Consider the following 17,614-nt stretch of genomic DNA (forward strand, 5'->3'; position numbering starts at 1 on the left):
CACCTGCGGGCATAGGCGCAGGCGAGCTCCTGCCGGTGCGCTCTTACGCACCATCGACTCCGCCCCGTCCAGCACTCTGACGTAGCTGGCGTAGCCAAGTTTCCGCGGCCAGGAGTTCGACCTCGTCTTCCAGCAGTGAAGAAGCGTTGCGAGCGGCCCGAAAGTGGGAGGACGCTTCCATGATCAGCCCGCCGGCCTGTAGGCGCGGGTGATGGGATCGCGTTCGAGAAAGCCGTACCCGGACGTCATGCTCTGGGCGCGACAAAGAACTCTTGGCCCAGCCAGCTCGGCTGCCACGTCTGCAACGTCTGCCACGTCTGCCACGTCTGCCACGTCTGCCCCGTGATGTCACGCCGCAGTCCAGCACCAGTTTCAAGCACGTCCATCGCGTTGCCAAGTGCGAAGGCGCAGCCAACCGCTTCTGGCTGTTCGTGCCCCGAACCTTGACCGCGCCCATCCGGGGCAAATACAATAATGTGCAACTAAGTTCTAAATTATGGAACTGCTTGGGCCACAACGTACATGCCCAGGCAAAACAACCGCATGAATATCCCAGCCAACGGGGCGCTTTCCGCCCATTGCGATCCTGCTGCCTGGCGCGGTGACTTCCACCCGCGCGCGCTTGCACCGGGTCGACCCCATCCTCACGATCACGTCGCACCGTGTCGACGTAGCGTCCAGCCTCGCATGCCGTTCGGCTCTCGGGCCGTACCCACTCCCAAACCCCGCCCGAAAGGAACTCGCCCGTGACAGGACTTACCCGGCGCGCCGCGCTCGCCGCGCCGCTGCTACTTCTACCCACTTACCCGCACGCCCAGAGTAGCTGGAGCCCGACCCGGCCGATCAGCCTGATCGTGACCTTCGCTGCAGGCGGCTCCACCGATGCGCTGGCCCGCCGCCTCGCCGAGGCGCTGGGCAAGTCTCTCGGTCAGCCCTGCATCGTCGAGAACCGGCCAGGCGCAGGCGGCAATATCGGCATGACTGCAGTGGCTCGCGCGGCGCCGGACGGCCATGTCATCGGCATCGGCGCGAATGGGCCGCTCGCGGTGAATCCGGCGCTGCCGAACATGCGCATGCCCTACGACGCGGCCAAGGACTTCACGCCGGTGATCCGCCTGGTGAACCAGTCGAACATACTGCTCGTCAACCCCTCCGTCCCGGCAAGCCCGATGCCGGCCTTTCGCGACTGGCTGCGCGCCCACCCGAACGAGCCCTTCGGCATGCCGGGCAATGGCACCTCGAACCACATCGCCGGCCTCGTCTTCGCACGTGCGCTCGGTGCGACGATGGAGCCCGTCGCCTATCGCGGCTCCGCCCCGGCGCAACTGGACCTGCTCGCTGGCAACATCCGGCTGCAAGTGGACAGCCTCGCCGGGAACGTGATCTCGATGGTGCGGGAAGGGAAGATGCGGGCGGTCGCCGTCACCACCGCCACGCGCTCGCCCTTGCTACCCGATGTGCCAAGCATGACGGAATTCGGTGCGCCCGCCATGCCGGTCTGGCAGGGCGTTGTCGCTCCACGAGGCCTGCCTGAGGCCGCGTTGCGCCGCCTCAATGCCGCTTTCAACGAAGCGCTCAGCCAGCCCGCGATCCGCGATTGGTTGCTGGAAAACGGAGCCGTGCCCGCCGGCGGCACGCCCGAGGCATTTGCCGCCTTTCTCACCGAGGAGCGGACGAAATGGGCCCGCCTGGTCCGGGAAAACGGCATCAAGGGTGAGTGAGGTCAGATCATGGGAACAAAGTCTGACCGACTGGAGGACGAGGCCGATATCGACGCCTTCATCGCTGGCCTTGTTCTGCTCGGGACGGGTGGTGGTGGCAACCCGTTGAAGGGGAAGGCAGCGCTTCTGGAGGCGCTCGATCGCGGTGGGAAGCTCGCCTGGACGCCGATAGACCGGCTTCCACCCGACGCGGCCGCCTGCGCACTGACAGGTGTCGGCTCGATAGCGCCGGGACGTGCGCTCAGTGCCGAGGAACGCATCGCGCAGGGCTACCTGCTCGGACCACTTCCCGAGCCTCCGATGCACCGTGCGCTGCGTGCAATGGAGGAAGCGCGGGGGGCGCCCATCTCGGTGATCTTCGCGACCGAGTTGGGCGGGTCGAAAGGCGCGGTGCCCCTTGCCGTCGCGGCCACGCTAGGCCTCGCCATGGTGGACGGGGACTGCTGCGGCCGCGCGGTCCCGGAGATGACTCAGATCAGCCTGGTCCGTGCCGGGTGCACTGCCGTGCCGGCTTGCTTTGCCGATCCGTGGGGCACGGTGGCGGTGGTCAGCGAGGTGGCTTCGGCCACTCAACTCGAGCGGATCGGGAAGCTGCTGAGCCAGGCGACGAAGCTGGCCGACCCGATGGCCCAGTGCGCCCGCGCGGCCTTTTCCATGACCTGCGGAGAACTTGCGAAGCACATCGTCCCCGGCACGCTCTCCCGCGCGCTGAGGGTCGGCCGCGACATCCGCCAGGCAGCGCAAGAAGGAGGCGACCCGGCCGAGGCGGCAGCGCGAACCCTGGGAGGGCAGGTGTTGTTCCGCGGCAGAGTCACGCGCAAGTCCTGGGAAGACCAAGGTGGCTTCATGGTGGGCACGACGGAGCTCGAGGGGACGGGTGAAGATTCCGGCAGCGTGATGCGCATCTGGTTCAAGAACGAAAACCACGTTGCCTGGCGGAATGACGTGCCCGTCGCGACAGCGCCGGATCTCATTTGCCTGCTGCATGCCGAGACTGGGGAGACATGGACCAACACCACCTTGCCGGACGGTGTGCCCATCGCGGTGCTCGGCATCACGGCCGAACCGAGTTGCCGGACGCCGCAAGCGGTGGAAGTGCTCGGCCCGCGGCACTACGGGTTCGACATTCCCTACATGCCACTCTCGACGCCATGAGGGCTCGCGTCCCACGCGCGTGCCCCTGAACCCCGACGCGCGCGCCCGCACATCTGTGTGCGAGGACGAAGAACCTACCGCTGCGCGGCCGTGACGACCACCTCGATCTTGTAGCCCGGGTTGGCCAACTTGGCCTGCACCGTGGCGCGCGGCGGCGTGTGGCCGGGCGCGACCCAGGCGTCCCACACCTCGTTCATCACCGTGATGTCGGAAATGTCGGGCAGGAAGATCTGAACCATCAGCATGCGCGACTTGTCGCTGCCGGCCTCGGCCAGCAGGCGGTCGATCATGCCGAGCACCTGTTGCGTCTGGCCGCGCATGTCGGCGTTGGTGTCGTCGGGCACCTGGCCGGCGAGGTAGACGGTGCCGTTGTGAACGGCCGTTTCGCTGAGGCGCAGGCCGACGTGGAAACGCTGGAGTTCAGCCATGGTCTGTCATTCCTTCTTTTTCTTGGAGCCGAGCTTCGACTCCGTGCCGGCCAGAAGCCGCTGGATGTTTTCACGATGGCGCCAGGCGAGCAGCAGGCTCATCCCGACCATCGCGACGAATGCCGTGGCGTCGAGCTTCCAGACGATGCCGCCGCCGAGGAGGTAGTAGGCCGGCGCGAACAGCGCAGCCGCCAGGGAGGCCAGCGACGAATAGCGGAAGAACAGCGCCACGATGAGCCAGGTGCCGCCGGTCGCCAGCCCCAGCAGCCAGTCGAGCCCGAGCAGCACGCCGGCCGCCGTCGCCACGCCCTTGCCGCCCTGGAAGCCGAAGAACACCGGGTACAGATGGCCGAGGAACGCGGCCAGGCCGGCCAGCGCGGCGATGCCCATGTCCATGCCCCAGGCCGCGCCGTAGTGCTGGATCAGGAACACCGGCAGCCAGCCCTTGATGGCGTCGAGCAGCAAGGTGGCCAGGGCCGCGGCCTTGTTGCCCGAGCGCAGCACGTTGGTTGCGCCGGGGTTGCCGCTGCCATAGCTGCGCGGATCGGCCATGCCCATGGCCTTGCTCACGATCACCGCGAAGGACAGCGAGCCGAGCAGGTAGGAAGCAATGATGGCGACGACAGACGGCCAATGAAAATTCAACGTGGGCTCCGACCGGGAAAAAGGTCGCTCATTCTGCCAGCGCGCACTGCACCGGCTTCGCGCCCAGCAGGCTGACGCACACCTGCGGATCGATGCCGACCAGGTAGCCGCGCCGGCCGCCGTTGATGGCGATCCTCGGCAAGTCGAGGATGGTCGACTCGATGTACACCGGCATGGCCCGCTTCGTGCCGAAGGGCGAGGTGCCGCCGACCAGGTAGCCGCTGTGCCGGTTGGCGACCTCGGGCTTGCAGGGCTCGACCGACTTGGCGCCGATCTGCCGCGCCAGGTTCTTGGTCGACACGGTGCGGTTGCCGTGCATCAGCACCAGCAGCGGCTTAGCGTCCTGGTCCTGCATGACCAGCGTCTTGACGACGGTGAAGGGGTCGAAACCGAGGACGGCGGCGCTGTGCTGGGCGCCGCCGTGCTCCAGGTACTCGTAGGGGTGCTCGGTGAAGGCGATCTTGTTCGCACGCAACAGTTGCGTGGCGGGGGTTTCGCTGACGTGTGCCTTCTTCGCCATCGGCCGGTCACATCGCGGGGTCGCGAATCTCCCAGCGGATCTTGTCGATCTCGGCCAGCACTTCCGGAGGCAGCGTGGTGCCGAAGGCGTCGATGTCCTCGTCGAGTTGCGCCACGGTGGTCACGCCGATGATGGTGCTCGTCACATGCCACTTGGTGTAGCAGTACGCGAGCGCCATGCGCGTCGGCGTCAGGCCATGGTCGCGGGCCAGTTGGTTGTAGCGACGCGCGGCCTTCAACGCATCGGGCCGGCCCCAGCGTTGCTTGCGCACGGATTCGAAGCTGGAGATGCGCGCACCCTTTGGCGCATCCGGGCCGTCGATACCGCCCTGGTCGTACTTGCCGGTGAGCAGTCCGAAGGCCAGCGGGGAGTAGGCCAGCAGCGACACATCGAGCCGGTGCATCGCCTCGTCCATGCCGTTCTCGTGCGCGCGATTGACCAGGTTGAAGGCGTTCTGCACCGACGCCACACGCGGCAGGCCGTGTTGTTCGGCCAGGCGCACGAACTCGTGCACGCCCCAGGGCGTTTCGTTGGACAGGCCGATGTGGCGCACCTTGCCGGCCTTGACGAGGCCCGCCAGCGCTTCGAGTTGTTCGCGGATGGGCGTCGTCGAAGTTTCCTTGGCCGGGTCGTAGTAGATGTTGCCGAACTGCGGCACATGGCGCTCCGGCCAGTGGATCTGGTAGAGGTCGATCACGTCGGTCTTCAGGCGCTTCAGGCTCGCATCGCAGGAGGCCACGATGTCGACCGGCGTCATGCCCTTGCCTTCGCGCACCCACGGCATGCCGCGCGACGGGCCGGCGACCTTGGTGGCCAGCGTCACCTTTTGGCGCACGCCGGGGTTGGCGGCGAACCAGTTGCCGATGATGGTTTCGGTGGCGCCGCAGGTTTCCTTGCGCGTCGGCACGGCATAGATCTCGGCCGTGTCGATGAAGTCGACGCCGCGCGCCAGCGAGCGGTTCAGGATCTGGTGCGAGGTCGCTTCATCGACCTGCTCGCCGAAGGTCATCGTGCCGAGGCAGATCGGCGTGACGTGGAGGCCGCTCTGGCCGAGGGGGACTTTTCGCAGTTCGGTTTTTTGCATGCGCGGGATGCTACCGCCGCCATCGCAGTCGCGCGTTCAGGCCGCCAGAAACCTGACCTGTCGCGGGTCGATGCCGCATTGCACGGCGGCACCCGGCGCCAGCACGGGTTCGCCGGCATAGTGCAGCTGGTCCGCCACCACCAAGGCCTGGCCGACACGCAGCTTGTATCGCGACACCTCGCCGAGGAACTCGGTGCTTTCGACGACGCCAGACAACCACACGCGGGCGCTGTCGAGAGCGGATGCATCGGCCGCCCTAAGGTGCACCTGGTGCGGCCGGAATGCCATCGCCGCCGGCCCTTCCGCGGGCGGTACGCCGTCGTGCCACGGAAGCCGCAACTCGCCGATGCCCTCCGCATCGAAGCGCAGCACGCCGCCCTCCTGCCCGGTGATGCGACCAGCCAGCAGGTTGGCCGTGCCAACGAAGCCGGCCACGAAGCGATTCACCGGAAAGTCGAACAGGCTCGTCGCCGGCCCGGTCTGCTGCAGCACGCCCTTGTCCAGCACGGCCATGCGGTCGGCCGTGGTCATGGCCTCCTCCTGGTCGTGCGTGACGAAGATCGTCGTGAGGCCGAGCTTGCGCTGCAGGTGCTTCAGTTCGTCGCGCATCTGCACGCGCAGGTTCTTGTCGAGGTTGGAGAGCGGCTCGTCGAGCAGCAGCAGCCGGGGCTCGATGACGATGGTGCGGGCCAGCGCCACGCGTTGCTGCTGGCCGCCGGAGAGTTGCCCGGGCCGGCGCTTGCCGTACTCGCCGAGCCCGACAAGCTCCAGCGCCGCGCCGACCTTGCGCCGGATCGCGTCGCGGCTCTCGCGCCGCTCCACCAGCCCGAAGGCCACGTTGTCCCACACCGTCATGTGCGGCCACAGCGCATAGCTCTGGAACACCATGCCGATGTTGCGCGCATGCGGCGGTATGCGTGTGATGTCCTGCCCATCGACCAGCAACTCGCCGCGCTGGTGCTGGCTGAAACCCGCGATCAGGCGCAGCAGGGTCGACTTGCCCGACCCCGACGGCCCCAGCAGCGCGAAGAACTCGCCGGGCTCGATCTTCAGGTTGATGTCGCGCAGCACCTCGGTCGTGCCGTAGCTCAGGCTGATGTGTCGCGCTTCGAGCGAGACCTTGTTCATGTCGCGGCCCTCCGGGGCGATTGCGTGCGTTGGGCAAAGCGATGCGAGGCCCAGGTGCCGAGCGCGACCACCACCACCGCCAGCACGGCCAACGCCGCGCCCGGCCCACGGCCCGACACGCTCTGCATGTAGAGATAGATGCCGTAGCTCATCGGCGCCTGGCTCTCCGACGAGCTCAGCACGATGGTCGCCGACAGTTCCACCGCCGCCGTGATGAAGCTCGTGACGAAGCCCGCCAGCATGCCGCCCGCCATGAGGGGCACCATCACCCGGCGCACCATGCGCCAGCGCGTCGCGCCGAGGCCCTGCGCCGCCTCTTCGAGCGAGATGTGCACCTGCTGCAGCGCGGCCATGCAGGCGCGCAGCGCATAGGGCAGGCGCCGCACCGCATAGGCCAGCATGATCAGCACCCAGCTCGTGACCACCGGCGCATCGGAGAACGGCAGGTTCACGCCCTTGAACAGCCGCAGGTAGCCGATGGCCAGCACCAGGCCCGGAATGGCCAGCGCCATCGAGGCCAGGTGGTCGAGCCAGCGCCGCGCCGGCAAGGTCGTGCGCAGGATCAGCCACGCGATGGCCGTGCCGATCACCACGTCGAGCCCCGCGGCCAGCAGGCAGTAGAGCATCGTGTTGCCGATCATCTGGCGCGAGTTCTCGAGCACGTTGGCATAGTGGTCGAGGGTGTAGGCATCGGGCAGCACCGAGAAGCTCCACACCTTGGCAAAGGACATCAGCAGGATGCCGAGGTGCGGCGCCAGCACGACGAACAGCACCGCCGCGATCCAGCCGTAGGCCAGCACCCGCTCCCATCCCGCGAGCCGCCGCCGCTGCAGGGAGCCGCCGCCCTTCTGCAGCGTCGCGTAGTCCCTGTTGCGGGTCACGCGCCCGGCCATCCACAGCGCGAGGATCGAGAAGCCGATCATCAGCACGCTGGTCACGTAGCCCAGAGGATCGTCGATGCCGACCGAGGTGATGCGCAGGTAAGCCTGCGGCGCCAGCATGTTGGTCACGCCCATCACCAGCGGCGTGCCGAGGTCGTCGAACACCTTCACGAACACCAGCGCCGCACCGGCCAGGTAGCCCGGCATCGCCAGCGGAAAGATGATGCGGCGGAACAGCCGGAAGCCGCGGGCGCCGAGGTTCAGTGCCGACTCCTCCATCGCGGCATCGATGTTGCGCATTGCCACGACGAGGTTGAGCAGGATGAACGGAAAGTAATGGATGCTCTCGACGAAGGTCACGCCGACCAGGCCGTCCATGATCGGAACCTTGAAGCCCAGCCAGTCATCCAGCAGCAGGTTGACCGAGCCGTTGCGCCCGAAGATCAGTTGCAGCGCCACCGCGCCCACGAAGGGCGGCATCACCAGCGGCAACACGCCCAGCGTCTGGATCAGCAACGCGCCGCGGAACTCGAAGCGCACCGTGAGATAGGCCAGCGGCACCGCGATCAACGATGCGAAGAACACGCTGGCCAGGGAGACCGCGAGGCTGTTGAAGAAGGACTCGCGAAACACGCTCTGGCCGAAGAAGGTGCCGAAATGGCCGAGCGTGAGGCCGCCTGTTTCATCGACGAAGGCGGTGTAGATCACCAGCCCGACCGGGATCAGCAGGAACAGGACGAGGAAAGCCGCGATGGCCGCGGCCACCGCCCACGCGCCCCACCCCGCACCCGCCTTGCGGGAACGCGGCGCCGCCGCGACGGCTGCGCTCACCGGGCCAGCGCCACTGCCTCGTTGGCCAGTTCGGTGGCCTTGGCGTAGTTGGCCTTGGCCTTCGAGGCCCAGAGCTCTTCCTGGCCGGTGAGCTGCTTCGACACCGCCACGTCACGACGGTTCTTGCGAAACAGCTCGAGGAACTGTTCGTTCTTCACGTTGTCCTGCCCGACCAGCGGTGAATAGGCAAAGCCGCGCGCCTGCTTGAGCAAGTCGGCCGCCTGCGGATTGGGCTTGGCCTTGAGCTTCTGCTCGGCGTCGTGGATCGCCTTGGTCGCGGCCTGCAGTTCCTTGAGCCTGAAGGTCACCATCTGGTCGAACAGGCTCACCACCACCTGGTAGCGCGACTCGGACAGGTCGGAATCGAACTGCACCTTGGCCCGCTTGGCGACGGCCTGCACATCGGGGTAGCCGGCCGGCACCTTGAGGTCGGCGTAGGGGAGCACCGGCAGGCGGCTGATCTTCGGGTCGAACAACAGTTGCTGCCCTTCCTTCGACAAGGTGTACGCGATGAATTTCTTCGCCTCGTCCGCGTTCTTGCCGCCCGTCACCAGGCCGATGTTGGCGGGCACCACGGCCGTCACGCTCGGGTACGCGAACTCGACCGGGAAGCCGGAGTACTTGCCCGCGAGGCCGAAGAAGTCGATCACCATGCCGATGCCGTATTGCCCGCTGTTCACGCCGTCGGGCACGCCGAAGCTGCGGTCCGTGATGGCGGCGCAGTTGCCCATGATCTCGAGCAGTTGCGTCCAGCCCTTGTCCCAGCCCTCGCCTTGCAGCATCGTCTCCACGGTCAGGTGCGTGGTGCCCGAACGCGAGGGCGACGAGATCGCGACGTGGCCGAAATATTCGGGCCGGGCCAGGTCGCTCCACTCCTTGGGGGCCGGCAGCTTGTTGGCCTGCAAGTAGCGCGTGTTCCACATCATCCCGTAGCCGGCCAGCGCCTGGCCGTAGTAGAGGCCCTGCGGGTCGTTGATGGGGTAGTTGCCGATCTTGGCCGGCACATGCGGGTTCTTGACCTCGGGCGCGGCGGTCAGCAGCTTGTCGCGCGCCAGCACCTCGAAGGCGTCGGGCGCCGAGGCCCACATGACGTCCGGCCGCTGGCCCGGCGAGAGTTCCTTGATGTAGGCGATGGCGGCCGTCGTGTTCTTGTTCAGCACTTCGAGCTTGATGCCCGCGTTGGCCGCCTCGAAGCCCTTCTTGTAGGCGTCGGTGAGCTCCTTGGGGAAGGACGTGACCACGGTCACCGTGCCGGCCTGTGCCGCGCCCCAGCACAGCAGCAGGCTGGCGGCGAGCAGGTGAAGGATCGGGGTGCGTTGCATGCGTGACTCCAGGTGACGGATGGGACGGGTGTCACTCTAGCGTCGCCGTGTCGCGCGCGGCTCCGGCTTATCCCTTGGGCGCTGCTTATGATCGGCCGCATGTACCAGCCTCGTCGTCCTGCCCGCAGTGAGTTCGTCCCCGTGCGCGGCCTTCAATATCACGTGTTGCATTGGGGTGAGCCCAAGCCGGGACAAGCCCCGTTGGTGCTGCTGCATGGCTGGATGGACGTGGCCGCGTCGTATCAGTTCGTCGTCGATGCCTTCGACAGGGAGCGCCATGTGATCGCGCCCGACTGGCGCGGCTTCGGCCTTACCGAGGCGCCGGGCATCGACAACTACTGGATCGCCGACTACATGGCCGATCTCGACTGGCTGCTCGACCACTATGCGGGCGAGACCGCGGTCGACATCGTCGGTCACAGCATGGGCGGCAACGTGCTCATGCAGTACGCCGGGGTGCGGCCGCAGCGCGTGCGCCGCGTCGTCAACCTGGAGGGCTTCGGCATGCCGGCCGCGCAGGCCGACGATGCGCCCGCGCGCTACGGCAAGTGGATGGACGAGATCAAGCGCGTGCACCGCGGAGAGTTGGATCTCCATCCCTACAACGCACTCTCCGGCGTGGCGCGGCGGCTCATGAAGACCAATCCGCGCCTCACGCCCGACAAGGCGAACTGGCTCGCAAGCCAATGGGCACGCGAGACCACCACGCAGGACGGGCGCCCTCAGTGGCAGATCCGCGGCGACCCGGGCCACAAGATTACGAGCGCGCAGAACTACCGGCTCGATGAAGTGCTGGCGATGTACCGCCGTATCACCGCGCCGGTGCTCGCGGTGATTGCCGATGGCAACAGCCTGGGCGGCTGGTGGAAGGACCGCTACACGCTTAACGACTACCACGAGCGGCTCAAGTCCGTGCCCGATGCGCGCGTGGCGATGGTGGCGGACGCAGGGCACATGCTGCATCACGACCAGCCGGAGCGGGTGGCGTCGCTGATCGACGAGTTCCTGGGCGGCTGACGGTTCAGTGGCCGGGGGCGCGGCGATGGGCGGCGTGCGGTACGCGCCGGTCGCCTTCACTGTGCCGGCCGCTTCGCGGCTCCCCTGCAGTGCTCGCGTTCGGCGGGGTCCACATGAACTCGCTTCGCTCAAACAGCATGTGGCCCTGATCCGCCAAACGCTGCGCGCTTCGGCGGCACAGAGGCGGCGCCCGACGCGCACCGCACACCACCCACCGCCGTGGACACGATCGTTGTATTCCTCCCTCTCCCCCCGGGAGAGGGCCGTGGTGAGGGCAACAGCTTCCCCGAAGGACGATGCGTTCGATCGTCCCCCAAGCCCGGTATGCGGTGCGGGCTGGTCGATCCCTTCTGCGGCGCTGAGGAGCGCAGCTTTTGCCGGATCAGGGCCACATGCTGTTTGAGCCGCAGGCGAGTTCATGTGGACCCCGGCAAAAGCGAGCACCGCAAGGGAGCCCCGAAGGGGCCGCCGCAGTAGGGTCGACCGGCCCGTACCGCGTACCGGGCGCTCTCACCAACGAGTGCAATCCAAACGACGTATCGCCCCCAATTGCTGCTCGTCGCCGACCTCCAGCAGCTGATCGAGCTTCCCCGCGTCGGCTTGCCGAGGAAGTCGGGTTTTTCCTTCCAGACACGGTCCGCAATGCGCGGCCTTCTCCCACAAGGCGAGCGGGCACGCTCGGGCAGACTCAACCGGTTTTGCTCAACCTGTCCCGTCCATGAATCGCCAGACCCCGATCGACAACCAAGCCTTCCAGCGCGTGCTCAGCCGCAACGTCAAGTTGCCGCTGATCGCGGGCCTCGTGGGGGCAGTGATTTTCGCGGGGCTGATCTTCTATCTGCTGTCGGTGATCGCCTGGGTCGAGCACACCGACCAGACCACGCGCAGCGCCACCGAAGCGCAGCGCCTGTCGGTCGACATGGAATCCAGCATGCGCGGCTTCCTGATCAGCGGCGATGCGCGCTTCCTGGAACCCTACGAGGCCGCCCAGTCACGCATCGAAGGCAGGCTGTCCGCCCTGCGCGCGATGGTCGGCGACAACCAGCAGCAGGTGCAGCGCATCGACCGGATCCTGGCCGCGCAGAAGAGCTGGCTCACCTATGCCGGCGAGCTGATTGCCGCACGGCGCCAGGACGAGGACTACCGCAAGGCCGTCGTGGCCGGACGCGGCCGGGCCCTCAGCGAAATCATGCGAGACGAGTACGCGGGCTTCCTCGACACCGAACAAACCCTGCGCTTCCAGCGCAACAACGCCGCCAACAACACCAGCATGCTGGTGGTGGGCTCGTACGTGCTCTTCAGCCTGTTGCTGACCGGCGCGCTGGCCTACTTCGGTCGCCGCCAGCTCACGCAACTGTCGGGCAGCTACGAGGCGGCGCTGGCCGAGCAATCCGCGCACGCCGACGTGCTGAACCAGCAGGCCTGGCTGCGCAGCGCGCAGAGCGAACTCGCGGCCGAGTTGGTCGGCCAGCTCAGCGCACAGGAACTGGGGCGCAAGGCGCTGGCCTTCTTCGGAAGGCACCTGGGCAGCAGCATCGGAGCCTTGTACGTGCGCGAGTCGCATGGGCAACTGCGCCGCGCCGCGAGCTACGGTTTTTCCGCCGAGGCTGAGGCCATCCCGCAGGTGTTCGCGCCCACGCAATCCCTGCTCGGCCAGGCCGCGACGGAGAAGCGGACGATGCTCGTCGAGCCCGTGCCCGCGGACTACCTGAAGGTCAACACCGGCCTCGGCGAGACCGCGCCGCGCGCCGCACTGCTGCTGCCCGTGACGAACGAAGGCCAGGTCAACGGCGTGCTCGAACTGGGCCTGATGCATCGGCCCAATGAGCGCGCCTCGTCGCTGCTCGATGCTGTGGCCGGCAACATCGGCAGCGCCGTCGCCGCAGCCCGCTACCGCGAGCAATTGCAGGACGCGCTGGCCGAGACGCAGCAACTCAACGAGGAGTTGCAGGTGCAGCAGGAAGAACTGCGCACCGCCAACGAGGAACTGGAGGAGCAATCTCGCGTGCTGCGCCAGTCGCAGGCCACGCTGGAGAACCAGCAGGCCGAACTGGAGCAGACCAACAGCCAGCTCTCGGAACGCACCGAGGCACTCGACCAGCGCAATGCCGCGCTCAAGCGCGTGCAACTGGACCTGGAAGACCGCGCCGAGGAACTGCAACGCGCCAGCCGCTACAAGTCCGAGTTCCTGGCCAACATGTCGCACGAGTTGCGCACGCCGCTCAACAGCGCGCTGATCCTGGCCAAGCTGCTCGGCGACAACCCGCAAGGCAACCTGTCGGTGGAACAGGTGAAGTTCGCCGAGTCAATCTACTCGTCGGGCAACGACCTGCTGGTGCTCATCAACGACATCCTCGACATCGCCAAGGTCGAGGCCGGCAAGCTCGATGTGGTGCCGGAACGCATCACGCTCGCGAGCCTGGCCCAGGCCCTGACGATGACCTTCACGCCGCTGGCGCAGAACAAGCACCTGGACTTCAAGCTCGACGTCGCACCTGACGCGCCCGCCGGCTTCGTCAGCGACCGTCAGCGCGTCGAGCAGATCCTGAAGAACCTGATGTCGAACGCCGTCAAGTTCACCGACCGCGGGGCCGTGCGGCTGCAGGTGTTGCCGGGCGCCGATGGCGGCGTGCGTTTTGCCGTGAGCGATTCGGGCATCGGCATCGCGCCGGACCAGCAGGAGGTGATCTTCGAGGCCTTCCGCCAGGCCGACGGCACCACCAGCCGGCGCTATGGCGGCACCGGCCTGGGCCTGTCGATCTCGCGCGACCTTACGCGACTGCTCGGTGGCACGTTGAGCGTCCAGAGCGTGCCCGGCGAAGGCAGCACCTTCACGCTGGAACTGCCGGCCGACGTTGCCAAGCCGCTGGAAAGCTCCGGTCGCAAGGCCGACGCGCCGCCCTCGCGGGCCGCGCCATTCCGTGCAGTCCAGATGCCCATTGCCAAGCCGGTGTCCTCGCCCACCGTGCCGGCGCCCGAGATTCCCCAATTCACCGACGACCGCGAACTGCCGCCCGACCCCTCGCGCCGCGTGCTCGTCATCGAGGACGAGCCGCAGTTCGCGCACATCCTCTACGACCTGGCCCACGAACTGGGCTATCGATGCCTGGTCGCGCATGGCGCGGTCGACGGCTTCGAACTGGCCACGCAATTCGTCCCCGACGCGATCCTGCTCGACATGCGCCTGCCCGACAGCCCCGGCCTGCAAGTCTTGCAGCACCTCAAGGACGATCCGCGCACGCGGCACATCCCAGTGCATGTGGTCTCGGCGCACGACCAGGCCGAGGCCGCGCTGCACATGGGCGCGATTGGCTATGCGCTCAAGCCGACCACGCGCGACCAGTTGCGCGACGTGTTCCGCAAGCTCGAGGAAAAGCTGGCCCAGAAGGTCAAGCAGGTGCTGGTGGTGGAAGACGACGACCTGCAGCGCGACAGCGTGATCCGGCTCATCGCCGATGACGACGTGGCGATCACGGCGGTAGCCACAGGCGAGGAAGCCCTGGCCCTGCTGCGCCAGCGCGTGTTCGACTGCATGATCACCGACCTCAAGCTGCCCGACCTGCAAGGCAGCGAGCTGCTGCAGCGCATGGCCTCGGAAGAGATCGTCTCCTTTCCGCCGGTCATCGTCTACACCGGCCGCAACCTCACGCGCGATGAGGAGGCGCAGCTGCTGCGCTACTCACGCTCGATCATCATCAAGGGCGCGCGCTCGCCGGAGCGCCTGCTCGACGAGGTGACGCTGTTCCTGCACAAGGTGGAATCGAAGCTGTCGAGCGAGCGCCAGACCATGCTGAAGACCGCACGCGGACGCGACCGCGTCTTCGAAGGCCGCCGCATCCTGCTGGTGGACGACGACGTGCGCAACATCTTCGCGCTGACCAGTGCGCTGGAACAGCGCGGCGCCGTGGTCGAGATCGGCCGCAACGGCGTGGAAGCGCTCGACAAGCTCGACCGCGTGCCCGACATCGACCTGGTGCTGATGGACGTGATGATGCCGGAGATGGACGGCCTCGAAGCCACGCGCCGCCTGCGCCGCGACCCGCGCTTCCAGAAGCTGCCCGTCATCGCCGTCACCGCCAAGGCGATGAAGGACGACCAGGAGCAATGCATCGCCGCGGGCGCCAGCGACTACCTGGCCAAGCCGGTCGACCTGGACCGCCTGTTCTCGCTCTTGCGCGTGTGGATGCCGAAGATGGAGCGCCTGTGACCCAGCCAGCGGCGTCCTCGAAGGCGCAGCCGCCCGACAACACCGCCATCGAATTGCGGTTGTTGATGGAGGCGATCTACCTCAAGTACAACCACGACTTCCGCAACTACACCGGCGCCTCGCAGAAGCGCCGCGTGCTGTATGCGTTGGACCAGCTCGACCTGCCGACCATCTCCGCGCTGCAGGAGAAGGTGCTGCGCGACCCCGCCCTGTTCGCGCAGTTGCTGCAGTACCTCACCATCCCGGTCAGCGAGATGTTCCGCGACCCGGCCTACTTCCTGGCGCTGCGCCGGCAGGTGGTGCCGGTCCTGCAGACCTACCCGTCGATCAAGGTCTGGGTGGCCGGCTGCAGCACCGGCGAAGAGGTCTATTCGCTGGCCATCCTGCTGCGCGAGGAAGGCCTGCTGGAACGCGCGCTGATCTACGCGACCGACATCAACCCCACCTCGCTTGACAAGGCGCGCCAGGGCATCTTTCCGCTCGACGCGGTGCGCGGCTTCACCGCCAACTACCAGCGCGCCGGAGGCCAGCGCGCCTTCTCCGACTACTACACCGCGGCATACGACGCGGCCCGCTTCGACCCGAGCCTGCGTGCCAACGTGATCTTTGCCGACCACAGCCTGGCCACCGACAGCGTGTTCGCGGAGACGCAGCTGGTGTCCTGCCGCAACGTGCTCATCTATTTCAACCGGCAGCTGCAGGACCGCGCGCTGGGCCTGTTCCACGAATCGCTGTGCCATCGCGGCTTCCTCGGCCTCGGCAGCAAGGAGAGCATCGATTTCTCCGCGTATGCCGACCGCTTCAGCGCGCTCTCGCCGCTCGAGCGGATCTACAGGAAGGCGCAATGAACCGCGCCTTGACGTCCGCAAACACCGCAGCGCAAAGCGAGGAGGTGGCTTCATGAATGGCCGCACGTTTGAAGCCATCGTGATCGGTGCCTCGGCCGGCGGCGTCGATGCGCTGATGGTGCTGCTGGCCGACCTGCCCGCCGGCTGGCGCATTCCGCTGGTGGCCGTGCTGCATCTGCCCGAGGCCCACGAAAGCCGCCTGCCCGAGGTGTTCCGCCCGCGCATGCCCATCGACGTCCGCGAGGCCCGCGACAAGGCGCCCGTTGCGCCCGGCACGCTCTACTTCGCGACGCCGGGCTACCACCTCTCCATCGAGCGCGAGCGCTGCTTCTCGCTGAGTTGCGAGCCGCCGCTGCACTGGTCGCGTCCTTCCATCGACGTGCTGATGGCTTCGGCCGCCGATGCCTACGGCCCTGCACTCGCGGGCCTCGTCCTGACCGGCGCCAACGAAGACGGCGCCGACGGCCTCGCGCTGATTCACCGCGCCGGTGGCTTCACCGCCGTGCAGGACCCCGACGAGGCCCAAGTCCCCACCATGCCCCGAGCCGCGCTTGCGCGGCATCGGCCCGACCACGTGCTTCCCCTGCGCCAACTGCGCGACCTGCTGCTGAAACTGGATCCCGCCCATGCCTCTTGAACACGAAAGCAAGCTGTTGCTCGTCGACGACTTGCCCGAGAACCTGCTGGCGCTCGACGCCCTGGTCCGAGGCGAGGGGCGCACGGTGTTCCAGGCCACGTCGGCCGATGCCGCATTGGCTCTGATGCTGGAGCACGAGTTCGCGCTCGCCATCCTCGACGTGCAGATGCCCGGCATGAACGGCTTCGAGTTGGCCGAGCTGATGCGCGGCACCGAGCGCACGCGGCACATCCCGATCATCTTCGTCAGCGCCGCCGGCAGCGAGCTCAACTACGCCTTCAAGGGTTATGAGAGCGGTGCGGTCGACTTCCTGCAGAAGCCGCTCGACGGCCATGTGGTGCAGAGCAAGGTCAGCGTCTTCGTCGACCTGTACCGCCATCGCAAGGCGCTGCGGCGCGAGATGGATGCGCTGGCCGCCTCGCACCGGCAGACCGAGCAACTGGTGAAGCAACTGCAGTCAGCGCAATGCGAGCTGGAGCGCGCCGTGCGCATGCGCGACGACTTCATGTCGATGGTGTCGCACGAATTGCGCACGCCGCTCAACACGCTCTACCTGGAGACGCAGGTGCGCAAGCTGCACCTCTCGCGCGGCAACAGTGCGCCCTTCCAGGTCGAGCGCCTGCCGGCCATGATCGAGCGCGACCAGCGCCAGATCCAGAACATGGTGCGGCTCATCGACGACATGCTCGATGTGTCGCGGCTGCGCAGCGGCAGCCTGTCGATGCAGCCCAGGCCCGTCGACGCTGCCGCATTGGCAAGGCGGGTCGTCGAAAGCCTGGCGCAACAGGCGGAGGCGGCGGGCTGCAGCATCACGCTGGCAGCGCCCGCCCCGGTCGAAGGCGCATGGGACGAGTTCCGCATCGAGCAAGTGCTGACCAACCTGCTGACCAATGCCATGCGCTATGGCGCAGGCAAGCCGATCGCCGTGACGGTGAGGCAGTTCGAAGAAGACGCGCACATCGCGGTGCGCGACAACGGCATCGGCATTGCACCGGCCGACCAGGAGCGCATCTTCGGCCAGTTCGAACGCACCGAATCGAGCCGCAAGCAGGCGCCGGGCCTGGGCCTGGGCCTCTACATCGCGCAGCAGATCGTGCAGGCCCATGGCGGCAGGATCCTGGTCGACAGTGCGCCCGGCCACGGCGCTTGCTTTACCGTGGTGCTGCCGCGGGTTTCGCCGGGTGGGTAGA

The 17,614-nt window shown here is 67.2% G+C and carries 14 protein-coding genes; 7 read left to right on the plus strand and 7 right to left on the minus strand.

Annotated elements, in window-relative coordinates:
• Positions 1 to 746: 746 nt before the first annotated feature.
• A complete protein-coding gene (locus WKW82_RS30980; protein WP_340346610.1) occupies positions 747 to 1,721 on the plus strand; it encodes a Bug family tripartite tricarboxylate transporter substrate binding protein in 975 nt (324 codons plus the stop codon).
• 9 nt (positions 1,722 to 1,730) lie between these two features.
• Positions 1,731 to 2,876: a DUF917 domain-containing protein gene (locus tag WKW82_RS30985; protein ID WP_340346611.1), complete on the plus strand. Its 1,146-nt coding sequence runs from the start codon at positions 1,731 to 1,733 to the stop codon at positions 2,874 to 2,876.
• Between the two features lie 74 nt (positions 2,877 to 2,950).
• Here the strand turns inward: WKW82_RS30985 and WKW82_RS30990 are convergent, their stop codons facing one another.
• From WKW82_RS30990 to WKW82_RS31020, 7 genes are all read right to left on the minus strand, one after another.
• Positions 2,951 to 3,304: a RidA family protein gene (locus tag WKW82_RS30990; RefSeq protein ID WP_340346612.1), complete on the minus strand. Its 354-nt coding sequence runs from the start codon at positions 3,302 to 3,304 to the stop codon at positions 2,951 to 2,953.
• 6 nt (positions 3,305 to 3,310) lie between these two features.
• On the minus strand, positions 3,311 to 3,949 hold the full coding sequence (gene plsY / locus WKW82_RS30995) for a glycerol-3-phosphate 1-O-acyltransferase PlsY (RefSeq protein ID WP_340346613.1): 639 nt from the start codon (positions 3,947 to 3,949) through the stop codon (positions 3,311 to 3,313).
• A 28-nt stretch (positions 3,950 to 3,977) separates the two neighbouring features.
• Entirely contained in the window at positions 3,978 to 4,469 is a 492-nt protein-coding gene (locus tag WKW82_RS31000) for an aminoacyl-tRNA deacylase (protein WP_340346614.1), read from the minus strand.
• A 7-nt stretch (positions 4,470 to 4,476) separates the two neighbouring features.
• The gene (locus WKW82_RS31005) at positions 4,477 to 5,538 is read right to left on the minus strand and encodes an aldo/keto reductase (protein WP_340346670.1); all 1,062 of its coding nucleotides are present in this window, start codon (positions 5,536 to 5,538) and stop codon (positions 4,477 to 4,479) included.
• Positions 5,539 to 5,589: 51 nt separating this feature from the next.
• The gene (locus WKW82_RS31010; RefSeq protein ID WP_340346615.1) at positions 5,590 to 6,681 is read right to left on the minus strand and encodes an ABC transporter ATP-binding protein; all 1,092 of its coding nucleotides are present in this window, start codon (positions 6,679 to 6,681) and stop codon (positions 5,590 to 5,592) included.
• Positions 6,678 to 8,327, minus strand: coding sequence for an ABC transporter permease (locus tag WKW82_RS31015; protein WP_340346671.1), 1,650 nt, complete (start codon positions 8,325 to 8,327; stop codon positions 6,678 to 6,680). The genes WKW82_RS31010 and WKW82_RS31015 overlap by 4 nt, the downstream gene beginning before the upstream one ends.
• 62 nt (positions 8,328 to 8,389) lie before the next feature.
• Positions 8,390 to 9,715 (minus strand): ABC transporter substrate-binding protein, encoded by a 1,326-nt coding sequence (locus WKW82_RS31020; RefSeq protein WP_340346616.1) that lies wholly within the window; start codon positions 9,713 to 9,715, stop codon positions 8,390 to 8,392.
• A 99-nt stretch (positions 9,716 to 9,814) separates the two neighbouring features.
• On the opposite strand from WKW82_RS31020, the gene WKW82_RS31025 reads away from it, so the two are divergent.
• From WKW82_RS31025 to WKW82_RS31045, 5 genes are all read left to right on the plus strand, one after another.
• Positions 9,815 to 10,732 (plus strand): alpha/beta fold hydrolase, encoded by a 918-nt coding sequence (locus tag WKW82_RS31025; RefSeq protein WP_340346617.1) that lies wholly within the window; start codon positions 9,815 to 9,817, stop codon positions 10,730 to 10,732.
• A 718-nt stretch (positions 10,733 to 11,450) separates the two neighbouring features.
• Positions 11,451 to 14,939, plus strand: coding sequence for a response regulator (locus WKW82_RS31030; protein WP_340346618.1), 3,489 nt, complete (start codon positions 11,451 to 11,453; stop codon positions 14,937 to 14,939).
• A gap of 65 nt (positions 14,940 to 15,004) precedes the next feature.
• A complete protein-coding gene (locus WKW82_RS31035; protein ID WP_340346672.1) occupies positions 15,005 to 15,787 on the plus strand; it encodes a CheR family methyltransferase in 783 nt (260 codons plus the stop codon).
• Between the two features lie 52 nt (positions 15,788 to 15,839).
• Entirely contained in the window at positions 15,840 to 16,424 is a 585-nt protein-coding gene (locus WKW82_RS31040) for a chemotaxis protein CheB (RefSeq protein WP_340346619.1), read from the plus strand.
• Positions 16,414 to 17,613 (plus strand): hybrid sensor histidine kinase/response regulator, encoded by a 1,200-nt coding sequence (locus tag WKW82_RS31045; RefSeq protein ID WP_340346620.1) that lies wholly within the window; start codon positions 16,414 to 16,416, stop codon positions 17,611 to 17,613. The genes WKW82_RS31040 and WKW82_RS31045 overlap by 11 nt, the downstream gene beginning before the upstream one ends.
• Position 17,614 lies beyond the last annotated feature (1 nt).

Origin of the sequence: Variovorax rhizosphaerae, assembly GCF_037889975.1 — a bacterium.
Taxonomy (GTDB): Bacteria; Pseudomonadota; Gammaproteobacteria; order Burkholderiales; family Burkholderiaceae_C; genus Variovorax; species Variovorax rhizosphaerae.